General features: G+C 44.7%; 15 protein-coding genes. 7 read left to right on the forward strand and 8 right to left on the reverse strand.

The genetic code is table 11. The features are described from left to right. Window positions 1–258: 258 nt before the first annotated feature. Window positions 259–735, reverse strand: a complete 477-nt coding sequence (locus B3O12_RS10735; RefSeq protein ID WP_189628509.1) for a MarR family winged helix-turn-helix transcriptional regulator — start codon at window positions 733–735, stop codon at window positions 259–261. Then, window positions 736–3,855 carry a VPS10 domain-containing protein gene (locus B3O12_RS10740; protein ID WP_286756288.1) on the reverse strand — a complete coding sequence of 1,040 codons (3,120 nt, stop codon included), beginning with the start codon at window positions 3,853–3,855 and terminating at the stop codon, window positions 736–738. 100 nt (window positions 3,856–3,955) lie between these two features. Between B3O12_RS10740 and B3O12_RS10745 the strand changes: the two genes are divergently transcribed. Both B3O12_RS10745 and B3O12_RS10750 read left to right on the forward strand, forming a co-directional pair. Continuing rightward, window positions 3,956–4,462 carry a RidA family protein gene (locus B3O12_RS10745; RefSeq protein WP_286756290.1) on the forward strand — a complete coding sequence of 169 codons (507 nt, stop codon included), beginning with the start codon at window positions 3,956–3,958 and terminating at the stop codon, window positions 4,460–4,462. A gap of 145 nt (window positions 4,463–4,607) precedes the next feature. Then, a complete protein-coding gene (locus tag B3O12_RS10750; RefSeq protein ID WP_286756291.1) occupies window positions 4,608–6,410 on the forward strand; it encodes a M61 family metallopeptidase in 1,803 nt (600 codons plus the stop codon). A 254-nt stretch (window positions 6,411–6,664) separates the two neighbouring features. Here B3O12_RS10750 and clpB read toward each other — a convergent pair whose 3' ends face one another. Then, window positions 6,665–9,280: an ATP-dependent chaperone ClpB gene (gene clpB / locus B3O12_RS10755; protein WP_286756292.1), complete on the reverse strand. Its 2,616-nt coding sequence runs from the start codon at window positions 9,278–9,280 to the stop codon at window positions 6,665–6,667. Window positions 9,281–9,433: 153 nt separating this feature from the next. On the opposite strand from clpB, the gene B3O12_RS10760 reads away from it, so the two are divergent. Then, the gene (locus tag B3O12_RS10760) at window positions 9,434–9,856 is read left to right on the forward strand and encodes an acyl-CoA thioesterase (protein ID WP_286756293.1); all 423 of its coding nucleotides are present in this window, start codon (window positions 9,434–9,436) and stop codon (window positions 9,854–9,856) included. 17 nt (window positions 9,857–9,873) lie between these two features. Beyond that, the gene (rlmN, locus tag B3O12_RS10765; RefSeq protein ID WP_286744210.1) at window positions 9,874–10,920 is read left to right on the forward strand and encodes a 23S rRNA (adenine(2503)-C(2))-methyltransferase RlmN; all 1,047 of its coding nucleotides are present in this window, start codon (window positions 9,874–9,876) and stop codon (window positions 10,918–10,920) included. Window positions 10,921–11,039: 119 nt separating this feature from the next. On the opposite strand, the gene B3O12_RS10770 is transcribed toward rlmN, so the two are convergent. The 4 genes from B3O12_RS10770 to B3O12_RS10785 are packed head-to-tail and all read right to left on the reverse strand — an operon-like array spanning window position 11,040 to window position 14,967. Next, window positions 11,040–11,948, reverse strand: a complete 909-nt coding sequence (locus tag B3O12_RS10770; protein WP_286756294.1) for a rhomboid family intramembrane serine protease — start codon at window positions 11,946–11,948, stop codon at window positions 11,040–11,042. 1 nt (window position 11,949) lies between these two features. After that, window positions 11,950–12,747, reverse strand: coding sequence for a rhomboid family intramembrane serine protease (locus tag B3O12_RS10775; RefSeq protein WP_286756295.1), 798 nt, complete (start codon window positions 12,745–12,747; stop codon window positions 11,950–11,952). Between the two features lie 5 nt (window positions 12,748–12,752). Then, window positions 12,753–14,597, reverse strand: coding sequence for a DNA mismatch repair endonuclease MutL (gene mutL, locus B3O12_RS10780; protein WP_286756296.1), 1,845 nt, complete (start codon window positions 14,595–14,597; stop codon window positions 12,753–12,755). Window positions 14,598–14,610: 13 nt separating this feature from the next. Beyond that, a complete protein-coding gene (locus tag B3O12_RS10785; RefSeq protein WP_189628520.1) occupies window positions 14,611–14,967 on the reverse strand; it encodes a hypothetical protein in 357 nt (118 codons plus the stop codon). Between the two features lie 82 nt (window positions 14,968–15,049). Between B3O12_RS10785 and B3O12_RS10790 the strand changes: the two genes are divergently transcribed. From B3O12_RS10790 to B3O12_RS10800, 3 genes are read left to right on the forward strand one after another with little or no spacing between them, the layout of a single operon-like run. Further along, on the forward strand, window positions 15,050–17,968 hold the full coding sequence (locus tag B3O12_RS10790) for a glycoside hydrolase family 3 N-terminal domain-containing protein (RefSeq protein WP_286744205.1): 2,919 nt from the start codon (window positions 15,050–15,052) through the stop codon (window positions 17,966–17,968). Window positions 17,969–18,011: 43 nt separating this feature from the next. Further along, window positions 18,012–19,154: an N-acetyl-alpha-D-glucosaminyl L-malate synthase BshA gene (gene bshA, locus B3O12_RS10795; RefSeq protein WP_189628522.1), complete on the forward strand. Its 1,143-nt coding sequence runs from the start codon at window positions 18,012–18,014 to the stop codon at window positions 19,152–19,154. Continuing rightward, window positions 19,151–19,936 (forward strand): NAD(P)H-binding protein, encoded by a 786-nt coding sequence (locus tag B3O12_RS10800; protein WP_286756297.1) that lies wholly within the window; start codon window positions 19,151–19,153, stop codon window positions 19,934–19,936. The genes bshA and B3O12_RS10800 overlap by 4 nt, the downstream gene beginning before the upstream one ends. Here the strand turns inward: B3O12_RS10800 and B3O12_RS10805 are convergent. Beyond that, window positions 19,933–20,088 carry a hypothetical protein gene (locus B3O12_RS10805; RefSeq protein ID WP_189628524.1) on the reverse strand — a complete coding sequence of 52 codons (156 nt, stop codon included), beginning with the start codon at window positions 20,086–20,088 and terminating at the stop codon, window positions 19,933–19,935. The two genes, B3O12_RS10800 and B3O12_RS10805, sit on opposite strands and share 4 nt — an antisense overlap. Window positions 20,089–20,116: the final 28 nt, after the last annotated feature.

Consider the following 20,116-nt stretch of genomic DNA (forward strand, 5'->3'; position numbering starts at 1 on the left):
AAACCGACAGATCCTTCGGCAAGCTCAGGATGGAAAAAGGGCACCGCACTTCCTTTCCATGTTGAGCGAAGCCGAAACATCTACACCTTTTTTGTGAGTACGGAAAACTTTACGAAACCGACAGATCCTTCGGCAAGCTCAGGATGGGAAAGGGGCACCGAACACTTTCCATGTTGAGCGCAGCCGAAACATCTACACTACTTTTGCGAGTACAGAAAGCTCAATGAAACCCGGTAGATAAGTACACCTATAAAATCACTACTTCATTGGTCGTAGCCGCTCGTTAATTGACTTCTTATCCAAGGCCTGCTCAACAGCTTCGAGACTTGCGAGTATATCTTTCGATTCTCGGAGTAGTTCATCATTCGCGCGCTTAATCTTCTCCCAAAGTGGATCCATATCTTGAGCCAGCTTCCTACCTTTGGCAGAGAGCTTCAACAACCGCTTCCGTTGATCCTGTGGGTCTTTACGCTCATTTACCAAGCCTTTCTTAACCAGTATATTTGCCACTTGGTTTATGGCCGGATGGGTTTGCTGCAGCATGGTAGATAATTCTGTTACAGCCAGCTCCTGGCCATCTTTAAGCGCATAAAAAACGGCAAACCACCTGGGTTCAAAATCAAAGGCAGACTCTTTATATATCTGTGCTACATCGCGAGCAAGTCGCTCACTCAGGTTCTTAAGGCGGGTAGCCAGGGCCAGACTACCCAGTTCGTTGATTATATTTCTTTCCAATTACTTTTTCTTTTTGGGGGCAATAAACGGCACTCTTCTATCCCTTATCAATTGCATCAACTCGTTGAGTTTCTCATTTATACCGGCAGCTTCAGACATAGCCACATCGGCCTCTTTCATTACATCTATGGCTCGCTTTTTCTGGCCATCCGTCACCGGGGGTTCAATGCCATCGATAGTACCATAGATATGCAAAAGTTGAGCTTCTACTTTATTTGGAAAATTAATTACATCCTGAAAAGTCTTTTGGTTGGGCTGAATGAGCTTTTCTTCCATAGCATCAATGTCTTCAATAAGTGCGTTCGCCAACTCATGAACATCGGCAAACTCTTCACTATCGATACGCTCTTTGAGATCGTTTACCTGAGCTCTCACCGACCTAATATTAGTAGCCACCTCTTGCAGTTTGTCAATTTTTTCTCTCAAACTATTCAAAAGGCGTTGTTGCTCGCCATACTGGGCGGGGGTTGCTTCCCATCTTGGATCAGGCTCAACCACCAGCTCTTTTTTCACCACCTCACCTCCGTAGGTCATCACCATGGTATACTTACCCGGTGCCACCCGATGACCTCCTGCTCCAAGCCCCATAAACACCCCTTCTACTCCTTCCGGATTCAACACTGAAAGATTCCAGTTAAGCCGATTCATGCCCGATTTTTTACGGAGCTTCTCCTGATTTTTATCGGCATTGCTGGCGAAAGTTCTTACCACATTGCCTTCTGCATCGCTAAACTCAACCTGCAAATCGACAGTATCCTTATTGTCTCTGATATAGTACATAATAGAGAAGCCCGGATAAGGATTTTGGCCTATGCTGGCATTTCCTGTTCTGAAGGCATTGTCTCGAATGGCATTTTCCGGCTGATAGACGTAGAAGTCTGCACTTTTTGCCTTATCTAACTCATACAAAGGATTGAGATCGTCAAGCACCCAAAAAGCCCTGCCTTGGGTAGCCACAATCATGTCATTTTCTCTAATCATCAAATCTGTAATTGGAACAACCGGCAAGTTTAATTGAAACTTGCTCCAACTCAGCCCCCCATCGAAAGAGACATAAAGGCCTGTTTCTGTTCCTGCATATAGTAAGTCCTTTTTGTTAGGATCTTCACGAACAACACGCACGTGAGCATCTGGTTCAATACCTTTCACAAGCCGGGTCCAGGAAACTCCATAATCGGTAGACTTGAATATGTGTGGGGTGAAGTCATTGAACTTGTATCGGTTATAGGCAACATATACTGTTCCCGGTTCGTGAGGCGATACTTCAATCTGGTTGACCATACCTTCTTCTACATTCGGTATGCTAATGTTCTTCCAGTTCTTACCTCCGTCTGTGGTCACATATAAAAGGCCATCATCTGCCCCTGTGTAGATTACATCTGGTGTATGAGGAGACTCCGCCACATAATATATGGTGTGGTAAATTTCTCCACCGGCACCCTCATTGGTAATTGGCCCACCTCCCCAGCTGATGTGGGTGGAATCATTTTTGGTAAGATCTGGGCTTATTTCCTCCCAGGTAATTCCTCGGTTACTGGTTTTTAGTAGTTTATTTCCGGCATGATAAATAACACCCGGGTTGTGCCTGGAGGCAATGATGGGCGCATTCCAATTGAATCTGTACTTAATATCGGCCGGATTGGTACCTAAGCCCTGAAAAGGGTAGGCCATAACATCTTTGGTTTGCCTGGTTTTGGCATTCCACTCATCGATAATGCCCTGGTAACAACCTGAATAAACATACTTAGGGTCGTCCGGATCGAAAGCTGAATATGCGCTCTCGCATCCACCAACTGCAAAGAAATCATTATTAGTAATACCTCCGCCATCTACACGAGAGGCAATGGATACGGAGCTATTGTCTTGCTGCCCACCATATATTCTATATGGAAACTGGTTATCTACATTTACTCTATAAAACTGGGCAGTGGGCTGATTGCTTTGGGTAGACCAATTTTTTCCTCCATCAATGGAAACATTAGCACCACCATCGTTGGCGTTGACCATGTATTGAGGGTGTATGGGGTTAACCCATAATTGATGGTTGTCTCCATGGGGAGTATTGAGATTCACAAAAGTTCTACCATTGTCGGTAGACTGTACTAGTGGTGCATTCATTATATACACACTTTCTTCATCGGTAGGGTGCGCCAAAATGTGCATATAGTACCACGATCGGGCTCTTAACAATCGGTCGGGATTAATCAGTCGCCAGCTTTTACCTCCGTTGTCCGATCGGTACAAGCCACCATTATCGGCTTCAATAATAGCCCACACTTTATTGGGGTTGGCTCGTGAAACAGAAACTCCAATTTTGCCCATAATGCCTTTGGGAAGACCTTCGGTAAGTTTGCTCCAAGTAAGCCCCCCATCGGTAGACTTATAAATACCGCTGCCCGGCCCCCCGCTTTGCACTTTCCAGGGAAATCTTCTATGATCCCAATAAGCTGCATAAATAATTCTTGGGTTGGTCATGTCCATACTCAGGTCGCTAACACCCGAATTGGCATCTACATAATGTACTTTAGTCCAGGTTTTACCACCATCTGCCGAACGATAAATACCTCTGTCTTCTGTTGCCCCATATGGGCTGCCCTGCGCTCCAACAATTACTAAATCAGGATTTCTCGGGTCTACTACAATTTTTGAAATATGCAGGGTCTTCTCCAGCCCCATGTGTGTCCAGGTCTTTCCACCATCGGTAGATTTATACACCCCATCTCCATGGGAGGTCATAACACCTCTTACGGGAGCCTCACCCATTCCCACATAAACCACATTAGGGTCTGATTCTGCCACCGTAATAGCGCCAACCGAGGCAGTATTGAAAAATCCATCAGATACATTGAACCAGCTTTCACCAGCATTTTCAGTTTTCCAAACGCCACCCGTAGCACCCATAAAGTAGGTCATGGGGTCTTGAACAACTCCTGCTACGGCAGTTGCTCGCCCACCTCTAAAGGGACCAACCAAGCGAAACTCCATAGCGTTGTAGAGCTCAGATGCATACATTGGACCATCGGGTTCCGTTTTGTTCTTTTTTCTTTTCTGAGCCTGTCCATTAGTAGACAAACACAAGAGGCAAGCAATTAGCCACAAGAGAGGGCGTAAGGTTTTCATGATGAGTTTGTTTAAGGTTGAGCGTTTAAGTTAAGGATAGCGCTTCACATTTACCAAGCAGAAATTGCTGGCTTGTCTTTGTATATTGGTAAAAAAACTCATGAGGCTTAAAATCCTATTTCCACTCATTCTCAGCTTTGTTCTACTAGGCTGCTCTTCTCCACAACAGCAAACGTTATCTACTTCGGTCGAACGTTTTGAGCGCGAAGGATCTTCTATCTTAAAAGGTGTGAAAGTACCGGCAGGAGCCGATATGTATTTTGCCAGCGGTATTGTGGCCAACCCAAAAGATGCCAGCCTACCCAATGGCGATCCCAACAGGTTTGGCGACACCTACGAGCAAAGTGTGAGTGCTTTAAAGCGAATTGAAGCATATTTAGGCGAAGAGGGCCTAAGCCTGAAAGACGTGGTTGCTATGAAAGTTTATGTAGCACCCGATCCGCAGAATGACCACAAACCAGACTTTGACGGTTGGTTTAAGGCTTATGCCGAATTCTTCAACAATGAGAGCAACCCCAACAAAGTGGCTCGGTCGACCATTGGGGTATATACTTTGGTGAACCCGGATATGTTGATCGAAATTGAGGTGAGGGCGGTTTACCCTTAATGCCTTTCGTCACCCTGAGTTTATTTAAGGGGTTTAGAACGAGATGCTGAAACAAGCCTTCATATCGTCAGACAAGTTCTGCATAACGTTATCAACTAAAATTCTATTTTAGCAAACCCAATATCCAGTTCAAGACAAAAATAAAATGAAAAAACTACTGCTTACCACTTTTCTAATTTCCTGCTTCACCAACTTCCTGTTGTCTCAGACCTACAACTTGTACGAAATTTCTTTTGACAACCGGGTTCATCATGAAGCCAGAATAAAGGCCAAATTTTTAAAGCTGGAGAATAAGGTTCTGGAAGTACGTATGAGCCGCAGCTCTCCCGGGCGTTATGCGGTGCATGAGTTTGCCAAGAACGTCTATTCCGTAAGGGCCACAGACAGTAAAGGCAATGAACTACCGGTAACAAGACCCAATCCACATCAATGGAATGTATCGGGTCATGATGGTACAGTTATTTTTGAATACACCCTTTATGCCAACCGGGCAGGTGGTACCTACTCAGGCATTGATGAAACTCATGCTCATCTAAACATTCCGGCTACGTTTGTTTGGGCAAGAAATATTCGCCATCGTCCGGTCCGGGTAAAATTCAATCTGCCCGAAGGTTCTAACTGGAAGGTAGCGACCCAAATGAAGGATCTGGGCAATAATACCTTTGAAGCAAAGGATACATATTACTTTATGGACAGCCCTGTAGAAGCTGCAGATCTTCATATGCGTGAGCGCAAAATAGATGGTCAAAATATCAGGTTAGCTTTGCACACTACTGCTACTGCTCAAGAAGTAGATGCTTATTTTGAAGAAGTAATGAAGATAGTGGAACAACAAAAAGCTGTATTCGGTGAGCTTCCGAGGTTCGATTACGGTGAATATACTTTCCTTTCTTGCTATGTTCCCAATGCCAGTGGCGATGGCATGGAACACCGAAACTCTACCTTTGTAGTGAGTAGCAAACCCCACGATCGCCCATTGGGCAACACCTCTATGGGAACTATGTCTCACGAGTTTTTTCATGCCTGGAATGTGGAGCGCATTCGCCCTGCCTCGCTGGAGCCCTTTGATTTTGAAGATGCCAACATGAGTGGCGAACTTTGGTTTGCTGAGGGTTTCACCAGCTATTACACCAACCTTTTCCGAGCCCGGTCGGGCAACATGAGTGCCGAAGACTATGTAAACGGACTGGGAGGCGCGGTCAACTATGTGATGAATGCTCCGGGTAGAAAGTATTTTAACCCTATTGAAATGAGTTATAGAGCTCCTTTTGTGGATGCCGCTTCTTCTATAGACCCAGATAATAATGCCAATATTTTTATTTCATATTACACCTATGGTTCTGTACTTGGCTTGGCCTTAGACATGATGCTAAGAACCCAAGACAATGGCAAATCGCTCGATGGCTACATGAGGCATGTGTGGCAAACTCATGGTAAAACAGAGATAGGTTACAGCGTGCGAGACCTGGAAGCACGCCTGGAGGAATATGCTGGAGAGGTATTTGCTAAAAGCTTTTTTGCCCAATACATCTTTAAAAGCGAAATGCCGGACTACGCTGGTCTCTTCCATAAAATGGGAGTTATTTTCGAAGACCCCAACCCGAACAGCCCAACGCTTGGTGCCTTCGTACGAGTGAACAATGGTGTTGGTCGTATGGTACAAAATGCCATAGTAGGTAGCCCAATGTACGAGGCCGGTATTGAGAGCGAGGATGAGATAATTAGTATTGATGGCAAGCCTCTGGCCGATTTTAAAGGACGAAATATTGATGAACTAATTGGAGACAGAAAGCCGGGAGATGTGGTAGAGGTAGAAATAGACCGATGGGGTAAGCGAATGACAAAAAAAGTGACACTTGCCGCAGATAAAAACTTGCGCACCCGATGGGATAATAATGCCGATGCCGCTGCTCAAAAAAGAAGAGAGGAGTGGTTAAAGGCTAAATAGTACAGAGTATTGGGTACAAAGTACCCGGGACAAAGGCTCTGGAGTAATTCAGAGCTTTTTTTGTTATCCAATAATCTCCGCAGAAAATAAAAAAGCCGTCTGACCGCTCCAAGCGGCCGGACGGCTTCATTTAACTTCCATTGCAGAAGTAACGGGTCATTATGATGTTGTTCATGTTGAGCGAAGCCGAAGCATCAGCCAAATACCACCTGGCCGATCCCTCTGTTACACTCAGGATAGAAAAAGAGCGGACCCTAAAGCTCCTCCACCTTCTCAATATTTACAAACTCAATTTCCTTATCGGGGTTGAGTTCAACACTCACTACCGAATCTTTGGTAATCTTGCCGGCTAATATCTGCTTACTCAGTTCATTCAACACTTTTCGCTGAATCACTCGTTTCAATGGCCTGGCACCAAACTGTGGATCCCAACCAAGTTCTCCCAGATAATCAAGTACTTCATCAGTCGCCTCAATTTCAACTCCATTTTCATGCAACTGTTTTTGAATGAGTCCGAACTGGATTCTAACAATCTGACGGATATTGTCTTTGTTCAGTGGCATAAACATAATGGTCTCATCGATCCTGTTGAGGAACTCCGGTCTCACTGATTTCTTCAGTAAGTCGAACACCTGAAGCTTGGTTTCATCGATAATGTCCAGCACATTCTCTTCATTAATCCTTTCAAAGTTTTCCTGAATAAGACCTGAACCAATATTGGTAGTCATAATGATGATGGTATTCTTAAAGTTCGCCACACGGCCTTTGTTATCCGTCAATCTTCCATCATCTAGCACCTGCAAAAGAATGTTGAAAGCGTCCGGGTGAGCTTTTTCAATCTCATCGAGCAGAATGACAGAGTATGGCTTTCTGCGCACGGCCTCTGTGAGCTGACCACCTTCATCGTAGCCCACATAGCCCGGAGGTGCTCCAATCAATCGCGATACGGCATGGCGCTCCTGATACTCTGACATATCGATTCGCACCATATTGTTCTCATCGTTGAACAGGTATTCCGCCAGTGCTTTGGCCAGCTCCGTTTTACCAACCCCTGTTGTGCCGAGAAATATAAAGGAACCAATCGGGCGTTTAGGGTCTTGCAATCCGGCACGGCTTCTTCGCACTGCATCAGACAGAGCGGCAATCGCCTCTTTCTGACCGGCTACTCTTTTGCCCAGTTCTTCCTCCAGGTGCAGTAATTTATCGCGCTCAGATTGAAGCATCTTAGAAACCGGAATGCCAGTCCACTTGGCAACTACTTCCGCAATATCTTCAGAATCTACCTCCTCTTTGAGCAGAGATTTTTCACCCTGCATTTCTTTCATCTTTTGTTTATACTCCTCGAGCTTTCGTTCGGCCTCAGTAATTTTACCATAGCGTATCTCGGCTACTCTGCCAAAGTCTCCTTCACGTTCGGCTTTCTCAGCTTCAGACTTATACCTGTCTATATTCTCTTTTTCGGCCCTAATACCAACAATCACTTCTTTCTCATTCTCCCACTTGGCCTTGAGGCTATCGCGCTTTTCTGAAAGTTCGGCTATCTCTTTCGAGAGCACAGATTCTTTGTCTTTATTCTTCTCTCTGCGAATAGCCTCCCGCTCAATTTCCAACTGCATAATCTTGCGGTTCAGTTCATCCAGTTCTTCAGGAAGCGAGTCAATCTCAATTCTCAGTTTAGAGGCGGCCTCGTCCATCAGGTCAATGGCCTTATCCGGAAGAAATCGGTCTGAAATATATCTGCTGGAAAGTTCCACCGCAGCGATCACCGCATCGTCCTGAATTCTCACCCCATGGTGAACCTCATATTTCTCTTTAATGCCTCGCAAGATAGAAATGGCGTCTTCCTGGTTGGGTTCATCTACAATTACCGACTGAAACCTTCGCTCAAGAGCCTTGTCTTTTTCGATATATTTCTGGTACTCTTTGAGTGTTGTGGCCCCAATAGCATGGAGTTCTCCCCTGGCCAAGGCGGGTTTTAACAAGTTGGCGGCATCCATGGCCCCTTCACCACCGCCTCCGGCACCAATCAAAGTATGAATCTCATCGATAAAAAGAATAATCTCTCCATCAGAATCCTGCACTTCCTTGATCACCGCTTTGAGCCTTTCTTCAAACTCTCCTTTATACTTGGCTCCTGCCACCAACAAACCCATATCCAGAGAAATCAGGGTTTTGCTTTTCAGATTTTCAGGCACGTCACCATCTACTATGCGCTGAGCCATACCTTCTACAATGGCGGTTTTACCAACTCCGGGTTCGCCCAGTAAAATAGGGTTGTTTTTGGTGCGTCTGGAAAGAATCTGCAGCACTCTTCTTATTTCCTCATCGCGGCCAATCACCGGATCGATTTTTCCGGAACGCGCCAATTCGTTCAAATTCTTAGAATACCTATTGAGTGACTGATATTTGGCTTCGGCATTAGGGTCTGTTACCGAATTGCCACCCCTCAGCTCTTTAATAGCCGCAACCAAGTGCTTTTCTGCAAAACCAAGCTCCTTGAGTAGAATACCTACTTTTTCCTTCCCTTTGAGCAAGCCAAGCATAATGTGCTCAATAGCTACAAACTCATCGCCAAACTCCTTCAAATGATCCAAAGCCTTAGTCAAAGCAGCGTGGGCATCGCTCGATAAGTAAGGCTGTTGACCACTCACTTTCGGGTAGCTATTAATTATCTCCTCAAGCCGAGCATCCAACTGCCCCTTGTTTATGCCTAACTTCTTTAATAAGAATGATACTACATTCTCATCGGTTAGCAGTATGGCCTTCAGAAGATGGCCTGGCTCAATGGCCTGCTGTTGATTTCCGCTGGCTATCTCTGCTGCCTTCTGAATGGCTTCCTGCGATTTGATTGTATATTTCTTAAAATCCATTGTTCTATTTTTTTCTCCTCCATGAGCATCTATGCTCGTGGGCACTGCATCAAATGATAATCCAAGCCAATAAATCGGAAATTATGACCGAAAAAATGGCCCCAAAGGCTCTAATTCGGCCATATTGTCTTAGATTCGCAGCAAAATAGTACTATGGCCCGAGTTAAAATTGAGCTACCCGACCGCTTCATTTTCAAGACCTCTATTCTGGTAAGAATTTCTGATATAAACTATGGCGGCCATTTGGGCAACGACAGAATATTGGCCATGATGCAAGAGGCTCGCTATCAATTCTTCAACTCTTTGGGTTATAAAGACGAGAAAAGTATTGAAGGCATGGGCACTATTCAGGCCGATGCGGCTGTGGTCTATAAAGGAGAGGCCTTTCATGGCGACCAAATAGACATCCAATTGGCTATTGACAACATTACAAGAAAGAGTTTTGATGTGTACTACCACCTTTGGTGTGGTGAGAAAGAAATTGCGCAAGCAAAAACGGGTATTGTAATGTTCGACTATGACCAGGGTAAGGTGTGTAATATACCCGAGGGCTTTCTGGCTAAGATTCAAAACTAGAGTGCTACCTTTGTAGCATGCAAACTCCCGCTAAGAAGCAAGACATACGCAAACTAAGCCTGGAAGAAATTCAAGACTTCTTTGTTTCTATTGGCGAAAAACCATTTCGTGCCAAGCAGGTATATGAATGGCTTTGGAAGAAATCGGCCAAAGATTTTGACCAAATGACCAACATTTCGCTTTCTATCCGGGAGCTACTCAAGGAGCGGTTCGAAATAAAGCATATTAAGGTAGATCAGATGCAGCGCAGTGCTGACGGCACCATTAAAAATGCTGTAAAACTGCACGATGACCTGATTGTTGAATCGGTACTTATTCCTACAGAAACCAGAATTACCGCCTGCATCTCTTCTCAGGTAGGCTGCAGCCTCGACTGTAACTTCTGTGCCACGGCCAGGCTAAAGAGAATGCGCAACCTGAGTGCCGATGAGATATACGACCAGGTGGTGGCCATTAAAGAAGAAGGAGAGCTGTACTTCGACCGTCCCCTGACCAACATTGTGTATATGGGCATGGGCGAGCCCCTGCTCAACTATAAAAATGTGCTGGAATCTATAGAAAAGATTACCTCTCCGGAGGGTCTGGGCATGTCTCCAAGAAGAATTACGCTTTCTACAGTTGGCATTCCAAAAATGATCAAGCAGTTGGCCGATGATGAAGTACGGTTTAACCTGGCGGTTTCATTGCACTCGGCCATTGATGAAACTCGTACGCGCATGATGCCTATTAATGAAAAAAGCAATTTGGCCGAGCTGGCCGAATCGCTTCAATACTGGTACAGTAAAACCAAGCGCAAAGTAACCTTTGAGTATGTGGTTTGGAAAAACATTAATGATGACGAAAAGCATGCCCGCGCTTTGGCAAAGTACTGCGGCAAAGTGGCTTCTAAGGTAAACATCATTGAGTATAACCCGATTGATGATGGAGAGTTTCAACAAGCAGACCCGGCCAGCCTGGACATGTACAAACGGGTTTTGGAAGAGAAGGGAATCGTTGTAAATGTGCGCAGAAGCCGTGGAAAAGACATTGATGCGGCCTGTGGACAATTGGCAAATAAGAGTTAGAAGCAGGAAATCCTGAAGCTCTACCTGGGAGGATGGTCTTTAGAAATTAGATAAACCAACGGTCAACCTATATCAGAACAAGACAAAGACTTCGATACCCGTTAGCCGATAACTATTAACTAGTCTTTGCTGGCATTAAAAAGCTTCTGTTTCTCTTCTTTGGTTAGAGCATCGTAGCCTTTTTCAGAGATTTTATCCAGAATAGCATCTATTTCTTCCTGTGCACTTTTAGACTTAGCCTTCTTCTCTGATTTACCCGAGGTTTTAGAGCTTGTACTTCGTCTGGTGTTTTTGTAGCTCACCTTAATTTTTGGCTGCGGTTTGAAGAGACTCTTCACCCATACCATAAAACTCACAATTGGCCTGCTCCAGTCATTGCCTCTTTGCAACTGCCTAACGCTTATATAACCTACCAGTGCGCCCCCTAAGTGAGCTATTTCTCCCCCTGCATTCGAACCGGTGCTTTGTATAAATGAAAGTAGAACTATTGCTGCCGCAATGTATTTTAGGCGAACGGGCCCGAGAAGCAACAAGTGAACAGTATAGTCGGGGTAAAATGTGGCCGCACCAACCACTATTGCAATAACTCCTGCAGAAGCTCCCAGTAGATAGGAGCTGTCTACCACACTCTCAAAATATGGAAGAAAATTATAGGCGACTAGGTACAGAACACCTCCGCCAATACCGCCCCAAACATATAGACCTAGTAATTTATTCTGACCTATGTACTCACTTATGATTCTACCGAACCAGTACATACACAGCATATTCCAAAGAATGTGAAAAAACTGTTTGTGGAAGAAAAAGTAACTAATTATGGCCCAGGGTTGTCTCCACAATTCATCGGTATTGGAGGGTAACATAAGGTGGTTCGATATTGCAAAGTAAGCTGATCGCTCTCCGACCAAGGTGAGCAATATCCCAAGCACCCCTACACCCACAAAAATCACCACATTAATGATGATAATCTGGTTAAGAATATTGCCCGACCTGAAGGCAATCTTAAAATCGTCTAAAATGCTATTCATGTTAGTAGAAATCTCTCCTCTGCTTTTTCCAATACCTCACCATAAAGAAGGCAATCAGTGCTCCTCCGATATGGGCCAAGTGAGCCACGTTGTCGCCCGGAGCCCGCTGTAACTCTGCAAAAACTTCGTAAAGAATATAGACAGTGACCAAATACTTGGCCTTGATGGGAAACGGTATAAACAATAAGAAAAGTTCGGTATTAGGAAAGAATAGGGCAAATGCAGCCAAAATTCCGAAAACCGCACCCGAGGCGCCTACCATATTGTATTGACCGTAGAGTCTGTAAAGTTGCTCGGCAAGTGAAACCGATTGCCTCTCCAATTGTTGAGAGTTCGGGTTTCTTGAGTAATCATCTACAAACTCATAAATCTGAGGATTAAGGTTGTCTCCATGATCAATCAGTAGCCTATTAAAATCATCCGGGTTTGGATTTAGAATATAAGCATTGACATCTCTGTGCACAGCACTGACTTCTACATAATTTACCGCAGTATAAAAAAGCCCGGCACCTATACCGGTAACCATATAGAGTATTAAAAATTTCTTAGCCCCTAAAAACTGCTCTAACAATGGCCCAAAGATGAACAAAGCAAACATGTTACCGAAGATGTGCATGATACTCTCGGTACTATGCAGAAACATGTAAGTAACAAACTGAAAGGGCTTAAATTCTGGTGCCGAAATGTAATACAAGCCAAAATAATCGCCTAGGTCAATCTTAAAAAACCCTTGAATAAGAGCTATTCCTATATTAATAATCAGTAAATTCTTTACCAGAGGTGTAAGTCTTCCAAACATAAGTTCTAGTTAAAAAACTGGTCTATCTTATCTAATTCCAGAATGAACGTTGTCTTTCTGCCATCGGGAGAATAATTAGGGCTTTTGCAGGCAAAGAGCTGGTCTATTATAGAGCTCATCTCTTCGGCACTGAGAGTACTACCTACCTTAATAGATGAACGCTTAGCAATAGCCCGGGCTATATTCTCATCATTTGATATACTCAATTCCGACTGGTTTAGTTTAAACTGCTCTATAAAGCCTTCGAACAACGCCTTTTCATTCACCGATTTTAAATCGGCCGGAACTCCATTTATTACTATGGAGTGGTCTCCAAAGTCGGCAAATTCAAAGCCAATCGCATTCAACTCTGCCTGAATGTCATGTACCAAGGCAAAGTCGGCCGCATTGAGCTTAAGGGTTTGCGGAAAAAGCGCCTGTTGTGACGCCCCGTTTCTTCTGGATATGTGATCTAAAAACTTTTCGTATAAAATGCGCTCATGGGCGGGTTGTTGGGCTATGAGCATAAGCCCCGATTTTACCTGAGTGGCAATATACTTTTTATGTATCTGAAAATAAGACTTCTCCGGTTTAGCCACAGGCGTACGCTCCGAAATCGAGTTGGCCGCACTGCCCAGAGTTATCGTACTTTGAGTCTCCGGGTGTATTTCCATTTGGCGGTTACTTTCCTCCTGTTGAGAAATTTCCGTTTTCAAACCTTCATAGAGCTTTTCCCAATGGCTGGCATTGGTCTTGCGCTCAAAGGTTTTGAACTGTGCATAGTCCCTCTCAGCGGCCTTCCCACTTTGTTCAGGAGGAGAATTTTGGGGCCGAAAGCTTGCAAAATTCACATCGTGTGAGAAGTCAATAGCCGGGGCAATGTTGTGGGTTCCCAACGCCTGCTTAACTGCCGCCCTCACCACAGCATAGACGGTGCGCTCATCGTCAAACTTAATTTCTGTTTTGGTAGGGTGTACATTAATATCGATATGCCTGGGGTCTATTTCAATAAATAGCGTATAAAACGGAAAGCTACCTTCGGGCAATAACTGCTCAAAGGCTGTCATTACGGCATGGTTGAGATAGTTGCTTTTAATAAAGCGGTTATTAACAAAGAAGAACTGCTCTCCTCTTGTTTTCCTGGCAAATTCGGGTTTGCCCACATAGCCATGTACTCTCAGTAAGTCGGTGGTCTCCTCACAAGCAGCCATTTGGTCTTGATATTTTTTGCCGAATATGCCCACCACCCTTTTACTAAGCTTTCCTGCCGGCAGTTTATACACCTCCATATCGTTCTGATACAACGACATGGCCACCTCGGGGTTGGCCAAGGCTACGCGCTGAAACTCATCGACAATATGCCGCATTTCGACCGCATTCGACTTGAGAAAATTTCTACGGGCCGGCACATTAAAAAAGAGGTTTTTCACGCAGGTAGAAGTACCCACAGGCGTAGAAACCGGTTCCTGTTTTTTGATTTCAGAGGCTTCTATCTGTATGAGGGTACCCAGTTCATCTTCTTGTCTTCTGGTTTTGAGCTCTACCTGACCCACGGCAGCTATCGATGCCATAGCCTCTCCCCTAAAACCCATGGTTTTAATAGCAAAAAGATCTTCGGTAGAGCGGATTTTTGAGGTAGCATGACGTTCAAAACACATGCGCGCATCAATGTGCGACATACCCACACCATTGTCTACTACCTGAATAAGCGCTTTTCCTGATTCCTTTATGATGAGCTTAATATCTGTTGCCTTGGCATCAATGGCATTCTCCAACAGTTCCTTCACTACAGAAGCAGGTCGCTGAACAACCTCTCCGGCAGCTATCTGATTGGCTATGTTATCAGGAAGTAATTTAATTATGTCGGACATCTATCGCAGGGCGTTATCGCTTAAAACGCCTCCAAAGATAGAACGGAATGGTTAGTAAGACCAGATAAAAGATTTCTATACCCACATAAACGTAGCCGGCAATCATCATCACCAATATTACCATTATGAGCAGACGGAGCATTACCGTTTGGTCTACACCACTGCCGGTGGCATGCTTCATGTTTTTGCGAAAAGAACCTTCTATTTTCGATTTATAGCCCGGATCTATGGTTTCAGTATCGCTCAAACCCATCTCCGCTTTTATGCGGGCGGTACGGTTCTCGATGTCCTCTTTAATAGGATCGTAGTAACGCGGTTCGATGTGAAACCTCTGATATCTGGCTTTTTTGAAGAGTCCTGGTAAGTTCATTATAATCAATACTGCCCCCTCAGCGTTCTGTTAATACGTAAAAATATAGTTTATTTGTTCTTACTAAAAGCCTAACGCCTTCATGTTTAAAAAAGTTATTCTACACCTTTTTGTTTGTAGCCTCTCTGTAAGTGCGCTTTCGGCACAAAAATTTTATCATACCATAGACACTGTAGCACAACAGGCCTGGGCCGATAGTGTATTTCAGTCGCTTAGCCCGGAAGAACGCATTGGGCAGTTATTTATGGTAGCGGCCTATTCCAACAGAGATCAAAAGCACGTAGAAGAAATACGCGGGCTCATTGAAGAGTACAACATTGGCGGACTTATCTTCTTTCAAGGAGGCCCATACCGTCAGGCTAAACTTAGCAATGAGTACCAGGCACTGGCCAAGGTACCACTGGCAGTAGCCATGGATGCAGAATGGGGTGTTGGTATGCGACTGGACAGTGTGTATGACTTTCCTAAACAAATGACACTTGGTGCTATTCGGGACAGAAAGTGGATTTACGAAATGGGTAAAGAAGTAGCCAATCAGTTCAAAATCATGAACATGCACATCAATTTTGCTCCGGTGGTAGACGTCAATGTAAACCCCAAAAACCCGGTAATTGGCTATAGATCTTTTGGCGAGACTAAAGAAGAAGTGGCCCTCAGAGGCATTGAGTACATGAAAGGCCTGCAACACCATGGTATTATGGCCAATGCCAAGCACTTTCCCGGCCATGGCGATACGGAGGTAGACTCTCATTATGATTTGCCGGTGATCACCCATTCGAAAAACCGAATGAGCGAAACTGAACTCTATCCTTTCAAAGCCCTTATGAACGACAGTCTAATGAGCGTAATGGTAGCTCATTTGCAAGTTCCTGCCTACGATAGTTCGGAAAACACACCCACTACTCTTTCTAAAAATGTGGTAACCGACCTGCTAAAGGGGGAGCTTGGCTTTGAAGGCCTGGCATTTACCGATGCCATGAACATGCAAGGGGTAGCTAAATATTACGATGCAGGCGAAGCCGATGTAAAGGCTCTTCAGGCCGGAAACGATGTAATTCTGTTTCCTCTCGATGTACCCAAAGCCATAAAGCAAATACAAAAAGCCTTGAAAAAGGGCACCCTCACTCAGGCCATGCTCGATGAGAGGGTAATGAAAATACTTAAAGCCAAGTATTGGTTTGGCTTAAATGAGTATAAGCCCATTGATACAGCTAACCTTAGCAAACGCATAAATAACGATTATGCCATTGCTCTGAACAAATTGCTCTATCAAAAAGCCATAACAGTTGTAGACAATAGCGATTTACTCATACCCACTATAAGCGTAGACAAAAAGTCGTTTGCCAGCATAAGTATTGGAGAAACTAATGCCGATGTTTTCCAGAACATGCTGAACAGGTACACAAAGGTTACCCCTTTGAGTTTTGACTCGCTCAGCAACCAGGCCCTAGACTCGGCTGCCCAATTTAGCCAGGTAATTATCGCCTATCAGGGCATAACCAACTCGCCACGCAACCAACATGGTGTAGACACTCAGACAGTAGAATGGATAAAGGCCTTACAGAAAAAGACCAATGTAATTGTGGTGGTAATGGGCAATGCCTACTCCCTCCAATATTTTGAAGGGGTTAAAAACCTGATTTGTACCTATGAAAACAATGATATTACGCAACAAGTAGCCCCACAAATAATTTTTGGTGCTTTGCGGGCAGAGGGCAAGCTACCCATTACGGCAGGCTCCAGCTTTAAAGCAGGTACTGGCATCGAAACACTCACCACCGGCCGGTTGAGCTATGGCCTTCCGGAAGAAGCAGGCATGAGTTGGGACTCACTGCGCAAAATTGACGGCTTGATTGAGCAAGCTATTAAAAACAAGGCCACTCCGGGGGCTCAACTACTCATTGCCCGAAAGGGTAAGGTGGTTTATGAAAAACAGTACGGTTTTCAAACCTACAACGAAGAGCGGCCTGTTGACCAGCATACCATCTACGATATTGCCTCAGTAACCAAGGTGGCCGCCACTACCCAAATCTTAATGCGTCTATACGATGAAAAGAAGCTGGACATTAATAAACCGCTGGGTTACTATTTGAAAGAACTAAAAGGCACCAATAAAGAAGGGCTTATTATACGAGACGTTCTTGCCCATCAGGCCGGCCTTAAACCCTACATCCCCTTTTGGGAGAAAACGGTTACCAAAGGACAGCTCAATACCGATTATTTTACGGATGCCCGGGGACCAAGCCATAACTATCGTATACAGGAACACAATCTGCCCGTTTCGCTCAACGACTCCATTTGGAAATGGACCGTAGAATCGAGCCTGCGCGAGCTCCCCAAAAAGAAAAAGAAATACGACTACCTCTATTCTGACCTGGGTTATACCCTCATTTTTCGCCTTGTGGAAAAGTTAATCGATGAGCCGGTAGAAGACTACCTCATGCGCGAGTTTTATGCCCCTTTGGGAATGAGCCGTACTATGTACCAACCCCGAAGCAAGGGGTATTATAAAGATGTAGCCCCTACGGAAGTAGACTCTTATTTTAGAAACACCATAGTTTGTGGCGATGTGCACGACCAAAACGCCACATTAATGGGTGGCATTGCAGGCCATGCAGGCCTCTTTAGTACGGCAAACGACCTGGCCATCTTGTTGCAAATGAACTTGCAAATGGGATATTATGCCGGCAAAAAATACTTTGAGCCCTGGACTATACCCATCTTCACCACTCCTCAAAGTGTAGAAAACCGCAGAGGCATGGGTTGGGACAAACCCATAACGGGTACAGAAGAAGGCCCTACCAGCAAATTTGCCTCTGCAAGTACCTTTGGTCATACAGGCTTTACCGGTGCTGCCATTTGGGCCGATCCGGCCGAAGAATTGGTTTTTGTCTTTCTGTGCAACAGAACATATCCGGACAGCTCTAATTTTAAACTGATAGAAGAAAATATACGCACCAGAATACAAGACATGGTCTATCAATCCATTTTGGAACCTTAGGCACACTTTGTGAGTTTAACCACCAACTGCTTAGAGAAACTTAATGAAAATCGGAATTGTATGTTACCCCACCTTTGGTGGTAGCGGGGTTGTAGCTACTGAACTGGGCAAAGGGCTGGCTAAAAAAGGGCATGAAGTACACTTCATTACCTACTCTCAACCCACTCGCCTTGATTTTTTCAACGAAAACCTGTTTTACCACGAGGTAAATATTCGTTCTTATCCACTCTTCAAATACCCCCCTTATGAGCTGGCTCTAGCCAGTAAGATGGTAGATGTGGTAAAATTCGAAAAACTGGATTTACTTCATGTGCACTACGCTATTCCGCACGCCTCGGCTGCCGTTTTGGCAAAGCAGATATTAAAATCTGAAGGCATTGAAATTCCCATAGTCACTACCTTACACGGGACCGACATAACCCTGGTGGGTAAAGACCCTTCTTATGAACCGGTGGTTACATACAGCATAAACCTCTCTGATGGTGTAACTGCGGTTTCTGACGACCTAAAAAAAGACACCTACAAACACTTTAATATTCAGCGAGAAATTAAGGTAATCCCCAACTTCATCGATCTGGAAAAATTTCAGCGGCAGCGAAAAGATCATTTTAAAATGGCCATTTGCCCCAACGGAGAGAAGTTGATTGTGCACACATCCAACTTCAGAAAAGTAAAACGGGTTGATGATGTGGTGAGAATATTTAAAAAAGTATCCGAAACCGTTCCGGCTCGCTTGCTACTAGTGGGCGATGGGCCGGAAAGAGGCCATATAGAAGGGCTTTGTCGCGAACTCGGAATTTACGATGAAGTACGGTTTTTAGGAAAACTAGAGGCGGTAGAAGAAGTACTTTCTGTAGCCGACTTATTTTTAATGCCTTCTGAAAAAGAAAGCTTTGGTTTAGCAGCTCTCGAAGCCATGGCCTGTCAGGTTCCTGTTATTTCTTCTAATGCCGGAGGAATTCCTGAGTTGAACATAAACGGTCAAACGGGCTTTACCTCTAACATTGGCAACATAGAAGAAATGACCCAAAATGCCTTGCACGTGTTGAGCGAAGAACACCTGGAAACGTTTAAGCGAAATGCTTTAGAAAGAGCTAAAGAGTTCGACATTGTGAAAATACTCCCTATCTATGAAGAGTATTATAGTCACATTGCATCCACCGTGTTTTCTGCGGCAGGCCAATGAAGATAGGCATTATAGGTTGTGGTTGGCTGGGGCTTCCACTGGCAAAGCACCTGGTGGCCTCAGGCCACTCGGTAACAGGCAGCACTACCAGCCAAAACAAACTCCCGATACTGGCAGCAGAGGACATAGAACCTGTCTTGTTAAAGCTTGACCCTATGCCAGTAGGCGAACATTTTCAGAAGCTGCTATTGGCTGATGCCCTCATTATTAATATTCCTCCGGGGAGAAAAAAGAATCCTCCTCACTTCTATGAGGAGCAGATAAAGTACCTGAAATACATGCTGGCCAATAGCCCGGTTGAGCAAGTACTGTTTATTAGCTCAACCTCCTTTTATCCAAACACCAACGGTACCGTAAGTACCCGCACAGCCCCAGACTTTGCAAGAGGCTCTTCTCTGGCCGTAGTCCAGGCCGAAAAACAAATACAACAAATTGGACAACGCCTAACTATTCTTAGATGTGGGGGCTTAATGGGAGATGATAGAATTCCGGGTAAGTGGTTTGCAGGGAAGCACACCACCGGTAGAGATACTCCGGTAAACTACGTGCACCAACAAGACGTAATTCGAGTAGTTACGGCTATACTGAACAAAAGCATTTCCCACGACCCTATAATGAATCTGGTTTCTCCCGAGCATCCAACCCGAAGGCAGGTTCACGAAGCCATGGCTCGCAAATACAATTTTGCACCACCTGTTTGGGAAGAACCGCATACAATACCTTTCAAAAGGGTGGAGAGTAATTTCAGCAATTTTGGTTTAAAATCGCCTTTGGAGTTTTAAGCAGCTTCTATCAGCTTCAAAAAAGCCTCCCCTTTCTTTAACTGCTGACAAGCCTTAATTTGATTGAGCCTCCTCTTAATTTGTTCGTACCGATCGAACTCTTGAATAGCTTCCTGAAAACCTCTTTGGTACACCTTGGGGGAAAGTACCATTCTTTTACCATTGACTGCCATCGTTTCT

Source organism: Roseivirga sp. UBA838, from assembly GCF_002296035.1.
GTDB lineage: Bacteria > Bacteroidota > Bacteroidia > Cytophagales > Cyclobacteriaceae > Roseivirga > Roseivirga thermotolerans.